A 13889-nucleotide genomic window follows, 5' to 3' on the forward strand; every position below is an offset into this window, starting at 1 on the left:
TTTTCTTTTGCCCGTCACCCACCTACTCAGATGATTCGTATCCTGACCTTCACGTTTCTCCTGGGCTCACTGCCCAGTGGGGCGACGGCTCAGGACGCCTCACCGTTTCGACCCGACTCAGTGGTTCAAGCCCCGGGCGGGCCCACGATCGTCATGGTGACAGTGAACCCGGGAGGCACCGCGGCACTGCGCTTATCCGTGCCACTCACAGAGAACGCAGCTGAGGCGGGAGCAGGGTTGGTTCTGGCTCGCCTGGCGTTGAATCGAATGGGCGGCCCCGCGCGCCAGATCGGTGCCCGCGTCCACGCGGAACGCACCCCTTGGGGCATTGCGTATCGAGTGGAAGGCGCAGAAGCGGACATCGAATACCTGACATACCTGCTGAGGTTGGCCGCACAAGAACCGGCATCCGAGCCACATGTCCGTGCAGCGATAAGAGACGAGCTCGCGTCGGACCTCAAGGCTCGAGCAGAGGCCCCGCTCGAGCGGATTCTCAGCGACCTGGTCACCGATGCTGCCCCCGCGGAAATCTCAACTGGCGGGACACTGGAGACACTCGCCGAGCTCAGAGCCGCCCGTCTTCAAGAGGTATGGAGTCGCAGCCATCGTTCCGCACGAATGTCCGTGGTCGCAGTGACGGGGCTAGATTCAGAGGTACTCCTCGCCGGCCTGGATCGGCTGGGAGCGACGGGCGACACTGCGCGTTCCTTGGGCAGCCCCCCGGCTCCCCAAGCGTCCGAAATTCCGGTTCCGGCGGCTCTACGAACCTGGCACGGCCTGGCTTGGACCGACGGCTCTAAGCTCGACCCTCATGCCGAGGTACTCGCGACGCTCATGACCGGCCACCTAGAAGCTGGCGCTTCCGAGACAGAAATGACGGTGCGTCGGCGGCAACTCTCCGACCGTTCGATGCTCGTACTAGCTGGCGGGGCCTACGCCAGAAACTCGGCAGGGATGCGAACACGTCTCCTGGATCTTCTCCCAGCCGTCAGGGCATCGATCGACGGTCCGTCCGTGACGGCCGCACGCATGCAGGTCGCACTCGCGCTCGCTCGGGCAGCAGGCGACAGCGGTGGCCTCGCCGAGCACATCGGCTGGGGCTTCGAGGCCACCGGAAACCCCTTCGCTGCGGTAGCCCACTACGACGCACTGAGTGCGGTGACAGCGAGAAGCCTGACCGAGTACATCGACACGCTGACAGGCCCCCTGACGGCATCGGTGACCCGATGAATCGCCGTCGGCCCTTCGTGTGCGCGACCTGGGCGGCCCTGGCCATCCTGATCGGGAGCTCCGCTGGGCACGCCCAACTCACGACGTATGCCGCGACAGCGACACGTGGCGTCGAAAGAGCCACCGTCGTGGCGGGCACGGTCCTCCTACCGGCCGGCTCTCGCCACGATGGAGCGACGACTGCAGGATCCGCGTGGCTCGCCGGGCACAGCATCGCAAGCCACGCGAACGCGACGCTGGCCGGATCTGGGGCGACTGTGTCGGTATCCGTCGCACGTTCCACGACCGCGTTCACCCTTACGGCGGTGCCGGAGTCCTGGGCAACCGCGTGGGCGACACTCGACACCTTGATCTTCGATGCGCCCATCGACCCCGCCACCTTCGATGTAGAGCGGCGACTGGCTACCACTCAACTGGCATTTCGGGTCGGCTCCCCAGTTACAGATTTCCAGGCGGAAGCTTTCGCGCGGTTGGCGCCACCGTCGGACCCTTGGGCACGGACACCGGTCGGAAGCCTCGAATCGCTCGGCGTCATCACCCCCGAAGACGCAGAGGCTCTGCGCGCCCAGCACTACCGACGGGGAAGCTCGGCCGTCGCGATCGTCGGGGCCGTCGACGACGTCTCGACTCCGAGCGGATCGCGTAGTTCAATTCCTGCGGCAACGCCTGCCTGGCTGAGCGGAGACCGGACGGTGCTCAAGCAGGATGTGACAAGCGCCTGGATCTCCGTCGCCTACCCGGTGCCGGCGAGCATCGACCGCACGACACTAGAGTTCCTGGTCGACATCATCCAAGACGCACTCGATCCGGTGCCTCCCGACCCGGAACGGTACAGCGTCGACGTCCGCATCGAAGAAGCGCCAGGGGGAACCACGGTCGTCGTACAAATCGCGGTCATACCAGATGCGGCAGATCGGTGGGAGGCTCGCACAGTGAACGCCGTGGCCGCCCTACCGGAGGCACCGCCTACCGGCGAGTTCTTCGACTGGGCGCGCCGCCGATTCCGCTCGAGGCGGCTCCTCGCAGAAGGGGGTGCTGAGCAAAGCAGTGCCCGAATGGCGGCCGACCTTCTTCGTGACGGAGAGGTCCGAGACCTCGACGAGAACATCTGGGCGCTGACCGAAGCCGGTGTCGCCGCCGCATTCCGTTCCTTTGGCGACGCCCGAATACTCCGACTCGGGCCAGATCTCGGACTCTCTGGGAGATAATTCACTCCGGCGAATGGTCTGTCATTGTGCGCCAGCCCCTGCCCAGGGAGCGCAACCCGGATTACTTTCTGTTCGCCCGTAAGGTTGATGCATGTTTTGGCCCACTATACCTTCGGTCGCTTGTTCCCTGAGGAAACCGATGGACGGAGTAATATTATGAGGCGATGGTCCCTTCCGTTTGCCATGAGCCTGATCCTGGTCGCAGGAGCGTGCAGCTCAGCCAGCGTCGTGGTGACGATGGAGATCGACATCGATAACCCCGATGGAGACGGCATGATTACCCGTGCCCTGTCGGACATCGAGGTCCAGATGCTCCCCTACGACCGTGATGCGGTCTTCGACTCGATGACGACCGCGTTCGGCAGTTCCGAGCCACCGGTCCCCGCCGAGCTCGTCGCGGCCCGTGGCGAGGTTCGTGCGGCGCAGGAAGAATGGCAGGTGTCGCAGAACCGGTGGAATACGATTCGCGACACATTGCAGAAGCTCAACACTGCCATGGAGCAGTACAACCGTGGCGAGGCCCGCTACGTTGCGCTCTTCCGTGAGTGGGGCGACTTCGATGCGGAACTGAGCGGAGTCGAGCGCGAGATGGAGCGGTCTTTCGACCGCTTCAACGAACTGCAGCAGGGTACGATTCGGGCTTCCGACTCCATACGCATCCTCCAGGAGAACTGGGCGGATGAAGCGTTCGTGGGCGTCGGCGAGGTATTCGTCGCGAAAGCGCGTATGGCCGGCCGCACGCCTGTCATCGACACGACCGACGCTTCCGGCATCGCACGAACCCACTTCCGCGGCATCAAGCCAGGGACGTACTGGGTGCACGCACGCTACGAACTCGCCTACACGGAGATGTATTGGAACATCGAGGTCGAGGTCGTCAAAGGTGAGCCTCAAGAGGTCCGCCTGACGCGAGCGAATGCCACAGAGCGCATGAAGATGTAGTTGGCCCGATGCCAGCAAAGGAGCCGCCCCGCCACCATCGTGTGGCGGGGCGGCTTTCTTTTGTGCATCAGACGAACAAATTGAGGTACTTCTTCAACGCCCCGAGCCGTCCGTGACCGAATCCACAGCCAACGCCCAAAGCCCATCACTCCGGATCGACTCGGACGAATTGGGTTGGATCACCTTCGACGATCCGGATCGCCCTGTGAACGTTCTGAGCGAACCCGTCATGAGGCGGCTCACCGAAACGCTCGATGAGGCCAGAGCTGCGAGTCGTGAGGGTCGGATCAAAGCGCTGGTCCTCAGCAGCGGTAAGCCGGGCTCGTTCATCGCCGGCGCCGACGTCGACGAGATCGCAGACTTGGAAGATCTGGACGAAGCCGAAATGAAGATCCTACTCGGCCAAGCCATCTTCATGCATTTGGAGACGATGCCCGTGCCGACCATCGCCGCCATCGACGGAGTCTGCGTCGGGGGTGGACTCGAGATGGCCCTGGCATGTTCCCATCGAGTCGTTTCAGACTCCAAGCGAACGCTCATTGGGCTCCCAGAGGTGATGCTCGGCTTTCTTCCAGCTTGGGGAGGCACGACGCGCCTTCCCCGGCTGGTCGGGCTGCAAGCCGCCTTGGATCTACTGTTGACTGGCAAGCAGATCGACGCCGAAAAGGCGAAGCGGATCGGCCTGGCTGACGAGGTCTTTCCAAACGGTCTGTTCGGGGAGAAGGTCCGCAGCTTCGCCCTCTCGGCCGGGACGCGACCACGCGGCTCTTCACGGAAACGGAGAACACTCCTGACTCGTGCCCTGGACGACACCCTGCCCGGACGGAGAATCGTCCTCAGCATGGCCCGAAAGAAGGTTATGGCGAGCACCGGCGGTCACTATCCGGCTCCGCTCCGCATCTTGGATCTGCTCGGAAAGCACCTTGGTGGGTCGGTCGACGCGAGCCTGGCGGCCGAAGCTCGCATCGGTGCGGCGCTCGTGGTGTCCACGATCAGCAAGAACCTGGTGCACGTGTTCCACATGCGTGAAGCCTCCCGCAAAGGCAAAGGCGTTGCCCAGAAGGACGTCGCGACGGCTAGTGTTGATACGCTCGGAGTCGTCGGAGCGGGCGTCATGGGCGGAGGAATCGCGCAGCTCGCTGCGTACCGTGGTGCTCACGTCTACATGAAGGACATCCACCACGAAGCTGTGACCGGAGGGCTGCAACACGCACGTGGGCTCTTCGACAAGGCGGTGAAGCGTAGGCGCTTGAGCCGACGCAACGCAGACCAACACATGGAGCTGATCTCTGGCGGACTCGAGTATCACGGCTTGTCAGGCGCGGACCTGATCGTTGAAGCGGTGGTGGAGCGCCTAGATGTGAAGCGCTCCGTTCTCGCCGAAACCGAAGAAAACGTCAGAGCCGAATGTATTATCGCGACGAACACGTCGTCTCTGTCCGTGAATGACATGGCTCAGGCGCTGCAGCGCCCCGAACAATTCTGTGGCATGCATTTCTTCAACCCGGTGCACCGCATGCCGCTCGTGGAAGTGATCCGCGGCGCAAGCACGAGCGACGAAGCGATCGCCACCGTGTATGCGTTTGCGCTACGACTCGGGAAGGTGCCAGTGGTCGTTGGCGACGGCCCGGGTTTTCTGGTCAACCGCGTCTTGGGCCCCTACCTGAACGAAGCGGGCTTCCTTCTCGGTGACGGCGCGTCTGTGGAACAGATCGACAAGGTCGCGAGGAAGTTCGGGATGCCTATGGGGCCGCTCCGGCTGATCGACGAGATCGGGATTGATGTCTCGGCGCATGCGGGCGCGAGCCTCCACGAGGCGCTCGGCGACCGGCTCACACCCTCTCCCGTTCTGACCGCAATCTCCTCCGTCGGGCATCTCGGCAAGAAGGGAGGTCAGGGTTTCTACACGTACGAGAAGGGTCGCGAGACCGGCGTTAGCGAGACGATCTACTCCGAACTCGGTACTGCCGCGCCAGCACAGCGCGTAAAGATGGAAGACCAAGACATTCGCATGCGCCTCATTCTACAGATGATCAACGAGGCGTCTCGCACCTTGGAAGAAGGCATCGTCCGTTCGGCTCAAGAAGTGGATCTGGCCATGATCATGGGCACCGGATTTCCGCCCTTCCGCGGAGGCCTTCTGCGCTTCGCAGATACTGTGCATCCCAGAGGCGTCCTAGATCGCCTAAAACGCTTCGAGAACGAGTGCGGTGACCGCTTCACCCCCTCACCTATCTTGGAACGTCTCGCGGCCGAGGACAGGTCTTTCTACAGGGCGTTCCCCACTTGATCGTAGGCGTTGTGCCCTGTGCAGGAGCGTCCGTGAGGATGGGCCGACCTAAGGCGCTACTCGAGATCGAGGGCCATACTTTTCTAAGCCTCGTGACAGACGCGCTTCGCGACGGCGGTTGTGATCGGGTCATTGTCGTGGTGCCAGAAGACACCCCCCTTCAGGAGGCTGCAGAAGCGGCCGGAGCTCAGGTCATTACGAATCCCGATCCGGGCGAAGGACCCATCACCTCACTTCGTCTCGCAATCCGGGAGTCGGGCCCGGATACCCAAGGCGTACTCTACCACCCGGTGGATCACCCGCTCGTGCTGAGTTCGTCAGTCGCTGCTGTGGTGCAAGCCGCAAAACCGCGCCCACTGCTTGTCGTGCCGATGTTGGGTAATCAGCGTGGACACCCCACCTACTTCGACGCCCAACTCTTCGCGGAGTTTCTCGACCCCCACCTAGAGGGCGGCGCACGGACCGTGGTCCACCGGCACCTCGACGATGCGGTGCTCCTGTCACTCGATGATGAGGGCATTCGCGCCGATATCGACACACCCGCGTTGTACGCTGAGGTCGTCGAGAGTCACACCGACAGACCGGCTGAGGCGAGGAGCCAGTGAGCCTGCACGCCGCCGACGCAGCCGCACTGCTCGTCCAGACTGCAGAGGCGGGCGGTACCGCAGCAGTCGGAGTCGTAGTCGGAGCCGGGAACAGCGACGCGACCGGCAGACGTATCGCTCTCGTTGCTTCGACCGACGGCGTCGTTGCGGTGCACGGTTCGTTGGGCCACGAAGAGATCGACGCAGAAGCTCGGGCTGTCCTTGAAGCCATGATTGCCGATCCCCGCGCCAAAGATGGCATCAGGATGGTCGGCACCAGTGACGAGAGTGTCGAGTTGTACGCCGAAGTTCGACGACCCGTCCAAGAACTCGTGGTCGTAGGCGCCGGCCACATAGCACAACCGCTCACGCACATCGGCGCACTTCTCGGCTATCGCGTGACCGTCATCGACGACCGGCCGGACTTCACGACCCGCGAACGCTTCCCCGAGGCCGAGCGAGTAATCAGCGTCGACTTCGATGACCCATTTGCGGACGTCCCACTTCACGGTCGTTCCCACGTTCTCTTAGTGACGCGTGGGCACAAGTATGACTACGCATGTCTCATACGCGCCCTCCGTATGGACCCAGCTCCAGCCTACATCGGCATGATTGGCAGTCGCAGGCGCATTCGGGCGACGTATGTCCAACTCCTCAAGGATGGGGTCGAACGAGAACTCCTCGACCGAATCCACGCCCCCGTCGGGTTAGACATCGGCGCGGAAACGCCCGAAGAGATCGCAGTAGCCGTCGCCGCTGAGTTGGTCCTGGTACACCGGGGCGGCACCGGGTCACTCCTCAAGAACCTCGAACGGGTTGCTGAACGGTTCTTCCCCGACGAGGATCCGGCATGACACACGATGATGACAAGAACCTGACCGAAGCGCTCCTGGCCGCCCGCGCCGCAGGTCGCCGCTGTGCGCTCGCCACGATCGTCGGCACCAAGGGCTCTACGCCCCGAAAGGTCGGTGCTCGCATGTTGGTCGACGCCGCACGCGGACTGGTCGGCACTGTCGGCGGAGGCTGTGGAGAGGCCGAGGTCATCGACGCCGCAATGGACGTGATGGAATCGGGTGCGCCACAGCGCGTCCGAGTGGACCTCACGGACAACTTCGTTTCTTGGAGCCCTGCGGTCTGCGGTGGAGTGATGGACGTTTTTGTGGAGTCCGTGGACCACCACAACACTTGAGCGCCCCCGAGCGCGTTCAGATCCACTACAAACGCCCACCGGACCGCGAGCAGATCTTTGACCAAGCCGTGGTCCACGAGGACGTGGACGTCATCGTCACGCTGGCCGAAGCGATGGACTTCGATCCACCCAAGCGTATCCAGGGCGAGATCGCCCTCGAGACCGGCTCTTCCGTTGTCTGGTTCACCTTCCCCGGCATGTGGCACGACATCGGCCGCTTCCACCGTGCGGACAGCACCTTCACCGGTCTGTACGCGAACGTGCTGACCCCTCCAGAGATCGACAGGCGCACCTGGCACACAACGGACCTCTACCTCGACGTGTGGCTCTCCACGACGGGCGAGGCGCTCCTGCTCGACGAGGATGAATTCCAAGAGGCCGTAGGACGCGGCCTGATCGATGAGAAGACGTCCACACGAGCACGCTGGGAAGCAGACTCAATCCTGGAGCGTGTGAAGGATGGATCTTGGCCCCCCGCCATCGTCCATGAGTGGACACTTGATCGAGCACGGGCAGCTATCAAGTGACGCTGGGGACCCTATTGGCCGGCGCCCTAGGTCACATTTTTCGGGCAGTGATCCCCGGCGGATGGAGTACTTACTCCACCAAATAGGCTGCGCACAGCCGATCCACATCCACGTGCATCTGCTTCAGCACGGCCGGATCCTCACGCATACAGTCGATGAGTCGATCGTACTCTTCCAGCGAAGCCGCTGGGACGTCGACCTCTTCGTGGTGATACGAACCTTCGTCCACGAAGAGTAGGCGGACCTTGGCCTTCTTGTCTTTGCTCACGAATCCTGCTCCCGGAGACGCGACACCTCAGGAAGAGCCGCGAAGAAAATCAACGTGATGATGATCGCAGAAGCCACGCAGTACTGGCACCACGCGTGGATCACTGCGGCTTCGAGATAGGTCAGATAGGCAGAAAACAGCGCACCGCCGGCGGCACCGCCTAAGAGCAGGCCCCCGATCAGCTTGGAATTACGTCGTCCCGGCTGAAGCCCCATGAAGGACAAGGTGAGTAGAGCCACATACCCGGCAACGCCGATCACGGAGACCGGGACCGGACCAATCGTCGCGTACTGGCTCGACTGGACCGTCGCGCAGTCTCCCACACCACAAACGATGGGACCGGTGAGTCCCAGGTTGTGCGCGAACAGGTAGAGCGCGACGAAGAAGCCAACGAGGGCCAGAACCGCGATCACCATACGATTCATGGGCGGCGCGCCCTCTGGCGCGCCGCCCATGTTTTCGGACTCGTTCAAGTCTTCGACCACCCGGTCAATTCCCGGCGGCGGCAGACTCTTCGATCGCGATCATCGCAGCTTCGATTCCTTGGAAGCTGTTGTTTCCGGCACGGCGAAGTTGGCCGTATCCCTGGACCATGATCGTCGGCGTCCCGCTCACACCAAGCTCGTATCCGAGACGGTAGTTCGCCGATACTACATCAGCATGACGGTCGCTCTTCACGCATGACTCGAAAGTCTCACCCTCGAGACCGAGGTCCTCGCCGTACCCGACGAAGGTGCCCACGACATTCTGCTGACCGGACCACGAAGACTGATTCCTGAAGAGCACCTCGTGGTACTCCCAGAATTGGCCCTGGTCTTCGGCGCACCGGGCAGACCGGGCCGCGAGAAACGCATGTGGGTGAATTTCGGTGAGCGGGAAGTCATAGAAGATGAACTGCGCTCTACCGGACTCGACCAGCCTCAACTCGACCTGAGGCTTCACGCTCAACGCAAAACCGCCACAGCCGGGGCACTGGTAGTCACCGAACTCGATGATCGTGAACGGGGCGTCTTCGTCACCCTTCGTGACGCCCTGCGCGATCTCAGCCAGAACCTCCATGTCGTCGAGGCCGTCGACTTCGACCAATTCAGTGGAGGGCGTCCCAAACGAGTTGCTGCCCACCGAATAGCCTACGGCTCCGATCCCGAGGACGGCGATCACGGCAAAAATGACATAGAATTTCTTCATATTCGAGCCACCCTCGCCTGCTTTTTTCCGTTCTTCACTTCTAGACACGCTCAACTCCCGTGTACGCCCGCTCTAGCGGGTCATGGTGCGTATGACGGCGACGCTCAACTCGCAACGCTCGCACTATAGATGCGTTCAACTCTGGAACATGTTTCCGCTCTGAGACCCAATCAAGCGACCGACTGGTTGTCCAGCTCTCTATTGGGTCAGCAAAGAGAGTACTTCATCGGTGTCCGAGAGGTCCCCGATCACGTGATCAGCCCCGGTTCGACTCAATTCCTCGAAGCTGTAGTTTCCCGTTGCGACCGCCAGGGTGCGGGTTCCCCCGGCCTGACCACAAGAGACGTCACTAGGCGTGTCTCCGACGACGATGGCGTCTCGTGGAGTCAAAGACTCCCTCCAGGTCGCTCGCGCCCGCTCGAGCGCGATGGCAGGAAGCTCATCACGCTCCTCGTGGTCCGAGCCATAACTCCCCAAGGTGAAGCGCTCCCAGAGACCCGCCGAGTCGAGCTTCAATTGAGCACCGCGCACGATGTTTCCCGTGAGAAGTGCCACACCGATATCGTCAACTTCGGCGAGGGCGTCCAATAGGGCATGGACTCCGGGCAATACCGTGACAGGATCATCGCCCAAACGTGCTTCGAGCCTCGATGTGTATCCTTCGAAGAGCGCTGGCAGACCCGTTCGTATCTGATCTCTTGCGAAGCCGTGGCCCTCCAACAGCTCACGCGCGATCTGTGGGTCCGTCTTGCCGCCGAAGCTCACATTCTCGATGTCACCGACGGTCCCGTATGTCTCCACCATCGCCTCGCAAAAGGCGCCCTTGGCCGGGCCACCCCATACGAGCGTCCCGTCGATGTCGAAGAGAATGAACCTGCGCACTACGCGAGGCCCGCCAGCAACATGGGATCGAGGTTCCCGCCGCTGACGATCACCGCGACTCGCAGTCCTTCCACATCCACGGCCTGGGACAAAAGTGCAGCGGTCGTGGCTGCTCCCGAGTACTCCACGATCAGCTTGTGTCGATTGACGAGCATTTCGGTCGCCTTCTTGATGGAGTCGTCAGTCACGGTAACGACATCGTCCATCAGGTCCCGGGCGTGTTCGTAAGTGAGTTCGCCCGCGATCACAGGACACAGGCCGTCTGCAATCGTGTCGATCTCTCCGAGCAACGCCGGGTGGCCTTCGTCCAGCGCCTTCCGCATGGACGCTGCACCCTCGGGTTCGACACCAATAACCGACGCGTGCGGGATCATGCGCTTCACCGCAGCCGCGACACCGCTCGCCAGTCCACCGCCCCCGATGGGTGCCAAAACGAGATCCACGTCATCCCAATCACGAGCGATCTCTAGCCCAACTGTGCCCTGGCCCGCAATGATGTGCCGGTGATCGAATGGAGGCACGATCACCAGACCTTCCTTCGCAGCGATCTCTTCGGCTAGTGCCCTCCGTTCCACGGAGGTCGTGCCCTCGTAATAAACCTGGGCACCCAGGCGCTCTGCGCCATCCCTCTTCACCTTGGGAGCCGTCGTCGGCATCACGACCACGACGCGGAGCCCTCGGAGCTTTCCCGCAAGCGCCACAGCCTGCGCATGGTTGCCTGACGAGTATGTGATGATGCCCGCCCCGACCTGATCGTCGGACAGCTGCGACACAAAATTGTATGCACCTCGGATCTTGAACGACCCGGCGCGCTGCAAGTTCTCGCACTTCAGACGAACCTCGGCAGCCCCGCAGGCTTCGGTCACGGCATCTGCCGGCAGGAGCGGTGTCGGCACCGCGACCCCGGCCAGCCTGCGGCCAGCCGACTCGATCTCGGTTAACCCAACGAGTCCTTCGCCCTGAACGACATCACTCATTCTTCAGCCTCCTCGGCCCCGCCTGCCTCTTCACCTTCATCAGCCTCAGAATGCGTACCGTCGACTGCGCCTTCATCTGCCGTCTCCACCTCGATCGGATCACCGTTCTCGTCGAACTCGATGTTCTCTTCGTCGTCCTCGATGATGACCCGAGCGACGTCGACCACAGAATCACCCTTGTCGAGGTTCATGAGCCGCACACCCTGAGTAGCTCGCCCGATGGTCCGGATCTCCGAGACCCGCTGCCGATTCACGACACCCTTCCGGGTGATCATCATCAGCTGCTCGTCTTCCTGAACCGCCTTGATGGCTACGACCAAGCCTGTCTTGTCCGACGTCTTGAGATTGATGACTCCCTTACCGCCACGCTTCTGCAACCGGTAAGCGTCGACGTCGGTACGCTTGCCCATTCCGTTCTCGGAAACAACGAGCAGGCTGGCATCTTCTCTGGCGACGACCATGCCGATCACGAAGTCGTCTTCGCGGAGGTCGAGCCCACGGACCCCGGCAGTCGCTCGGCCCATTTGGCGCGTGTCCTGCTCCTTGAAGCGGATCGCCTTGCCTTGCCGGCTTGCGAGGATGATCTCGTCCTCGCCCGACGTGATCTGGACGTCGATGAGTTCATCACCGGGCCGGATGTTGATCGCGTTGAGGCCAACGGCTCTCACGTTTCCGTAGGCCGCCAAACTGCTCTTCTTGATCACACCAAGGCGCGTCGAGAACATCAGGTTCCGGTCCTCAGAGAACTCCCGCACCGGCACCACGGAGGCGACGACCGCTTCGTCAGAGAGATTCAGAAGGTTGATGATCGGCTTGCCGCGCGACGTCCGTCCGCCCACCGGAAGCTCCCAAACCTTCAGCCAATAACACTGACCCTGTCGGGTAAAGATCATCATGTAGTCGTGTGTGGACGCGACGAAGAGGTGTTCCACCCAGTCCTCGTCTTTCGTGTCCATACCGCGCAGGCCACGACCGCCGCGCTTTTGTGCCCGATACGTGTCGAGAGCCAGTCGCTTCACGTAGCCCTGACGGGACACCGTGATGATCATGTCCTCTTCGACAATCAGGTCTTCGACGTTGAACGCACCCACGGCCCCGATGATCTCGCTCCGCCGGGGATCGCCGTACTTGTCGCGAATCTCGCCGAGCTCACCCTTGAGGATCTGCTCTCGGCGCTCGCGAGAGGCGAGGATGTCCCGCAGGTCCTCGATCGTCGCCCGTACCTCAGCCAGCTCAGCTTCCAACTTGTCGATCTCGAGCCCGGTGAGACGCGAGAGGCGCATCTCCAGGATCGCCTTCGCCTGACGTTCCGAAAGATCGAACGTGGATTGGAGCTGCTCCGAGGCCGACGTAGTGTCCTTCGAACCCCGGATGAGTTTGATCACTTCGTCGATGTTGTCGACGGCGATCTTGAGACCCTCGAGGATGTGCTCTCTGTCGAGCGCCTTCGCGAGGTCGAATTCGCTCCGCCGCACGATGACGGTATGACGATGGTCGATGAAGTGCTGTAACATTTCGCGCAGAGACATCACCTTCGGCTCGCCGTTCACCAGGGCGAGCATGATCGTCCCGAACGTCGACTGCATCTGCGTGTGCTTGTACAGACGGTTCAGTACGATCTCCGGCACCGCGTCCCGCTTCAATTCGATGACGACCCGCATGCCGTCGCGATCCGACTCGTCTCGCATGTCGCGGATGGAGGTCAGTTTCTTGTCGCGCACGAGCTGAGCGATCTGCTCGATCATGCGGGACTTGTTCACCATAAACGGGATCTCGGTGATGACGATCCGATCCGAATTGGCGTCCACCGGCTCGATCTCGGCGCGCGCCCGCATAACGACCCGGCCCCGGCCGGTGCGGTACGCATCACGGATGCCTTCGCGACCGCAGATAAATCCGCCGGCCGGGAAGTCGGGGCCCGTGACGATCTGCTCGAGTTCTTCCTGCGGCAGGTCCACGTTGTCGATCATTGCGACTGCAGCGTCTACGACCTCACGCAAATTGTGCGGCGGGATGTTCGTCGCCATACCGACCGCGATACCCGATGAGCCGTTGACGAGCAGGTTCGGGAAACGCGTCGGCAGGACGGTCGGCTCTTCTTTGCTGCCATCGAAGTTGGGAGCGTAGGCGACGGTCTCCTTATCGATGTCGGCGATCAACTCCATGGCGAGAGCGGTGAGCCTCGCCTCGGTATACCGGTATGCTGCCGCTCGATCTCCATCGACCGAGCCGAAGTTGCCCTGCCCGTCGACCAGTGGATTGCGAAGCGAGAAGTCCTGTACCATGCGGACCATCGAGTCGTAGACCGCGGAATCACCGTGCGGGTGGTACTTACCGAGCACGTCACCAACAACCGTCGCACTCTTCTTGTAAGCGCGACCCGGGCTGAGCCCCATTTCACTCATCGCATACAGAATGCGACGGTGGACAGGCTTCAGGCCGTCTCGGACGTCAGGAAGTGCACGCTGCACAATCACGCTCATCGAGTAATCGATGAACGATTCGCGCATCTCGTCTTCTAGCAGCCGCGACAGAACCTTCTGGCCGCCTTCTTCCCCGTCGCCGTCGCCTACGAGGTCGAGTTCGTCACTCATGCCTTCGTCC

14 protein-coding genes are annotated in these 13889 nt (G+C 62.0%); 8 read left to right on the forward strand and 6 right to left on the reverse strand.

The window, feature by feature from the left end; translation table 11 throughout:
- Positions 1–30 precede the first annotated feature (30 nt).
- The 8 genes from P8L30_14900 to P8L30_14935 all read left to right on the forward strand — a co-directional run bounded on the left by P8L30_14900 (position 31) and on the right by P8L30_14935 (position 7970).
- Complete coding sequence (locus P8L30_14900) at positions 31–1230, forward strand: hypothetical protein (protein ID MDG2241491.1); 1200 nt, start codon at positions 31–33, stop codon at positions 1228–1230.
- The gene (locus tag P8L30_14905; GenBank protein ID MDG2241492.1) at positions 1227–2438 is read left to right on the forward strand and encodes a hypothetical protein; all 1212 of its coding nucleotides are present in this window, start codon (positions 1227–1229) and stop codon (positions 2436–2438) included. The genes P8L30_14900 and P8L30_14905 overlap by 4 nt, the downstream gene beginning before the upstream one ends.
- A gap of 156 nt (positions 2439–2594) precedes the next feature.
- Positions 2595–3380, forward strand: coding sequence for a hypothetical protein (locus P8L30_14910; protein ID MDG2241493.1), 786 nt, complete (start codon positions 2595–2597; stop codon positions 3378–3380).
- A 112-nt stretch (positions 3381–3492) separates the two neighbouring features.
- The gene (locus P8L30_14915) at positions 3493–5670 is read left to right on the forward strand and encodes a 3-hydroxyacyl-CoA dehydrogenase NAD-binding domain-containing protein (protein MDG2241494.1); all 2178 of its coding nucleotides are present in this window, start codon (positions 3493–3495) and stop codon (positions 5668–5670) included.
- A gap of 11 nt (positions 5671–5681) precedes the next feature.
- Entirely contained in the window at positions 5682–6275 is a 594-nt protein-coding gene (locus tag P8L30_14920; protein MDG2241495.1) for a nucleotidyltransferase family protein, read from the forward strand.
- The gene (locus tag P8L30_14925) at positions 6272–7108 is read left to right on the forward strand and encodes an XdhC family protein (protein MDG2241496.1); all 837 of its coding nucleotides are present in this window, start codon (positions 6272–6274) and stop codon (positions 7106–7108) included. Before P8L30_14920 ends, P8L30_14925 begins: the two co-directional genes overlap by 4 nt.
- Positions 7105–7443 carry an XdhC family protein gene (locus P8L30_14930; protein MDG2241497.1) on the forward strand — a complete coding sequence of 113 codons (339 nt, stop codon included), beginning with the start codon at positions 7105–7107 and terminating at the stop codon, positions 7441–7443. Before P8L30_14925 ends, P8L30_14930 begins: the two co-directional genes overlap by 4 nt.
- The gene (locus tag P8L30_14935; GenBank protein ID MDG2241498.1) at positions 7440–7970 is read left to right on the forward strand and encodes a DUF402 domain-containing protein; all 531 of its coding nucleotides are present in this window, start codon (positions 7440–7442) and stop codon (positions 7968–7970) included. The genes P8L30_14930 and P8L30_14935 overlap by 4 nt, the downstream gene beginning before the upstream one ends.
- A gap of 70 nt (positions 7971–8040) precedes the next feature.
- On the opposite strand, the gene P8L30_14940 is transcribed toward P8L30_14935, so the two are convergent.
- The 6 genes from P8L30_14940 to gyrA all read right to left on the reverse strand — a co-directional run bounded on the left by P8L30_14940 (position 8041) and on the right by gyrA (position 13879).
- Complete coding sequence (locus tag P8L30_14940) at positions 8041–8238, reverse strand: hypothetical protein (GenBank protein ID MDG2241499.1); 198 nt, start codon at positions 8236–8238, stop codon at positions 8041–8043.
- On the reverse strand, positions 8235–8723 hold the full coding sequence (locus P8L30_14945) for a vitamin K epoxide reductase family protein (GenBank protein MDG2241500.1): 489 nt from the start codon (positions 8721–8723) through the stop codon (positions 8235–8237). The genes P8L30_14940 and P8L30_14945 overlap by 4 nt, the downstream gene beginning before the upstream one ends.
- A 4-nt stretch (positions 8724–8727) precedes the next feature.
- Complete coding sequence (locus P8L30_14950; GenBank protein ID MDG2241501.1) at positions 8728–9474, reverse strand: thioredoxin domain-containing protein; 747 nt, start codon at positions 9472–9474, stop codon at positions 8728–8730.
- Between the two features lie 150 nt (positions 9475–9624).
- Complete coding sequence (locus P8L30_14955) at positions 9625–10308, reverse strand: haloacid dehalogenase-like hydrolase (protein MDG2241502.1); 684 nt, start codon at positions 10306–10308, stop codon at positions 9625–9627.
- On the reverse strand, positions 10308–11285 hold the full coding sequence (locus tag P8L30_14960; protein MDG2241503.1) for a threonine/serine dehydratase: 978 nt from the start codon (positions 11283–11285) through the stop codon (positions 10308–10310). The genes P8L30_14955 and P8L30_14960 overlap by 1 nt, the downstream gene beginning before the upstream one ends.
- Positions 11282–13879 carry a DNA gyrase subunit A gene (gyrA, locus tag P8L30_14965; protein MDG2241504.1) on the reverse strand — a complete coding sequence of 866 codons (2598 nt, stop codon included), beginning with the start codon at positions 13877–13879 and terminating at the stop codon, positions 11282–11284. Before gyrA ends, P8L30_14960 begins: the two co-directional genes overlap by 4 nt.
- Between the last annotated feature and the right edge of the window lie 10 nt (positions 13880–13889).

The organism is Longimicrobiales bacterium (genome assembly GCA_029245345.1).
GTDB lineage: Bacteria > Gemmatimonadota > Gemmatimonadetes > Longimicrobiales > Gaopeijiaceae > CALFPJ01.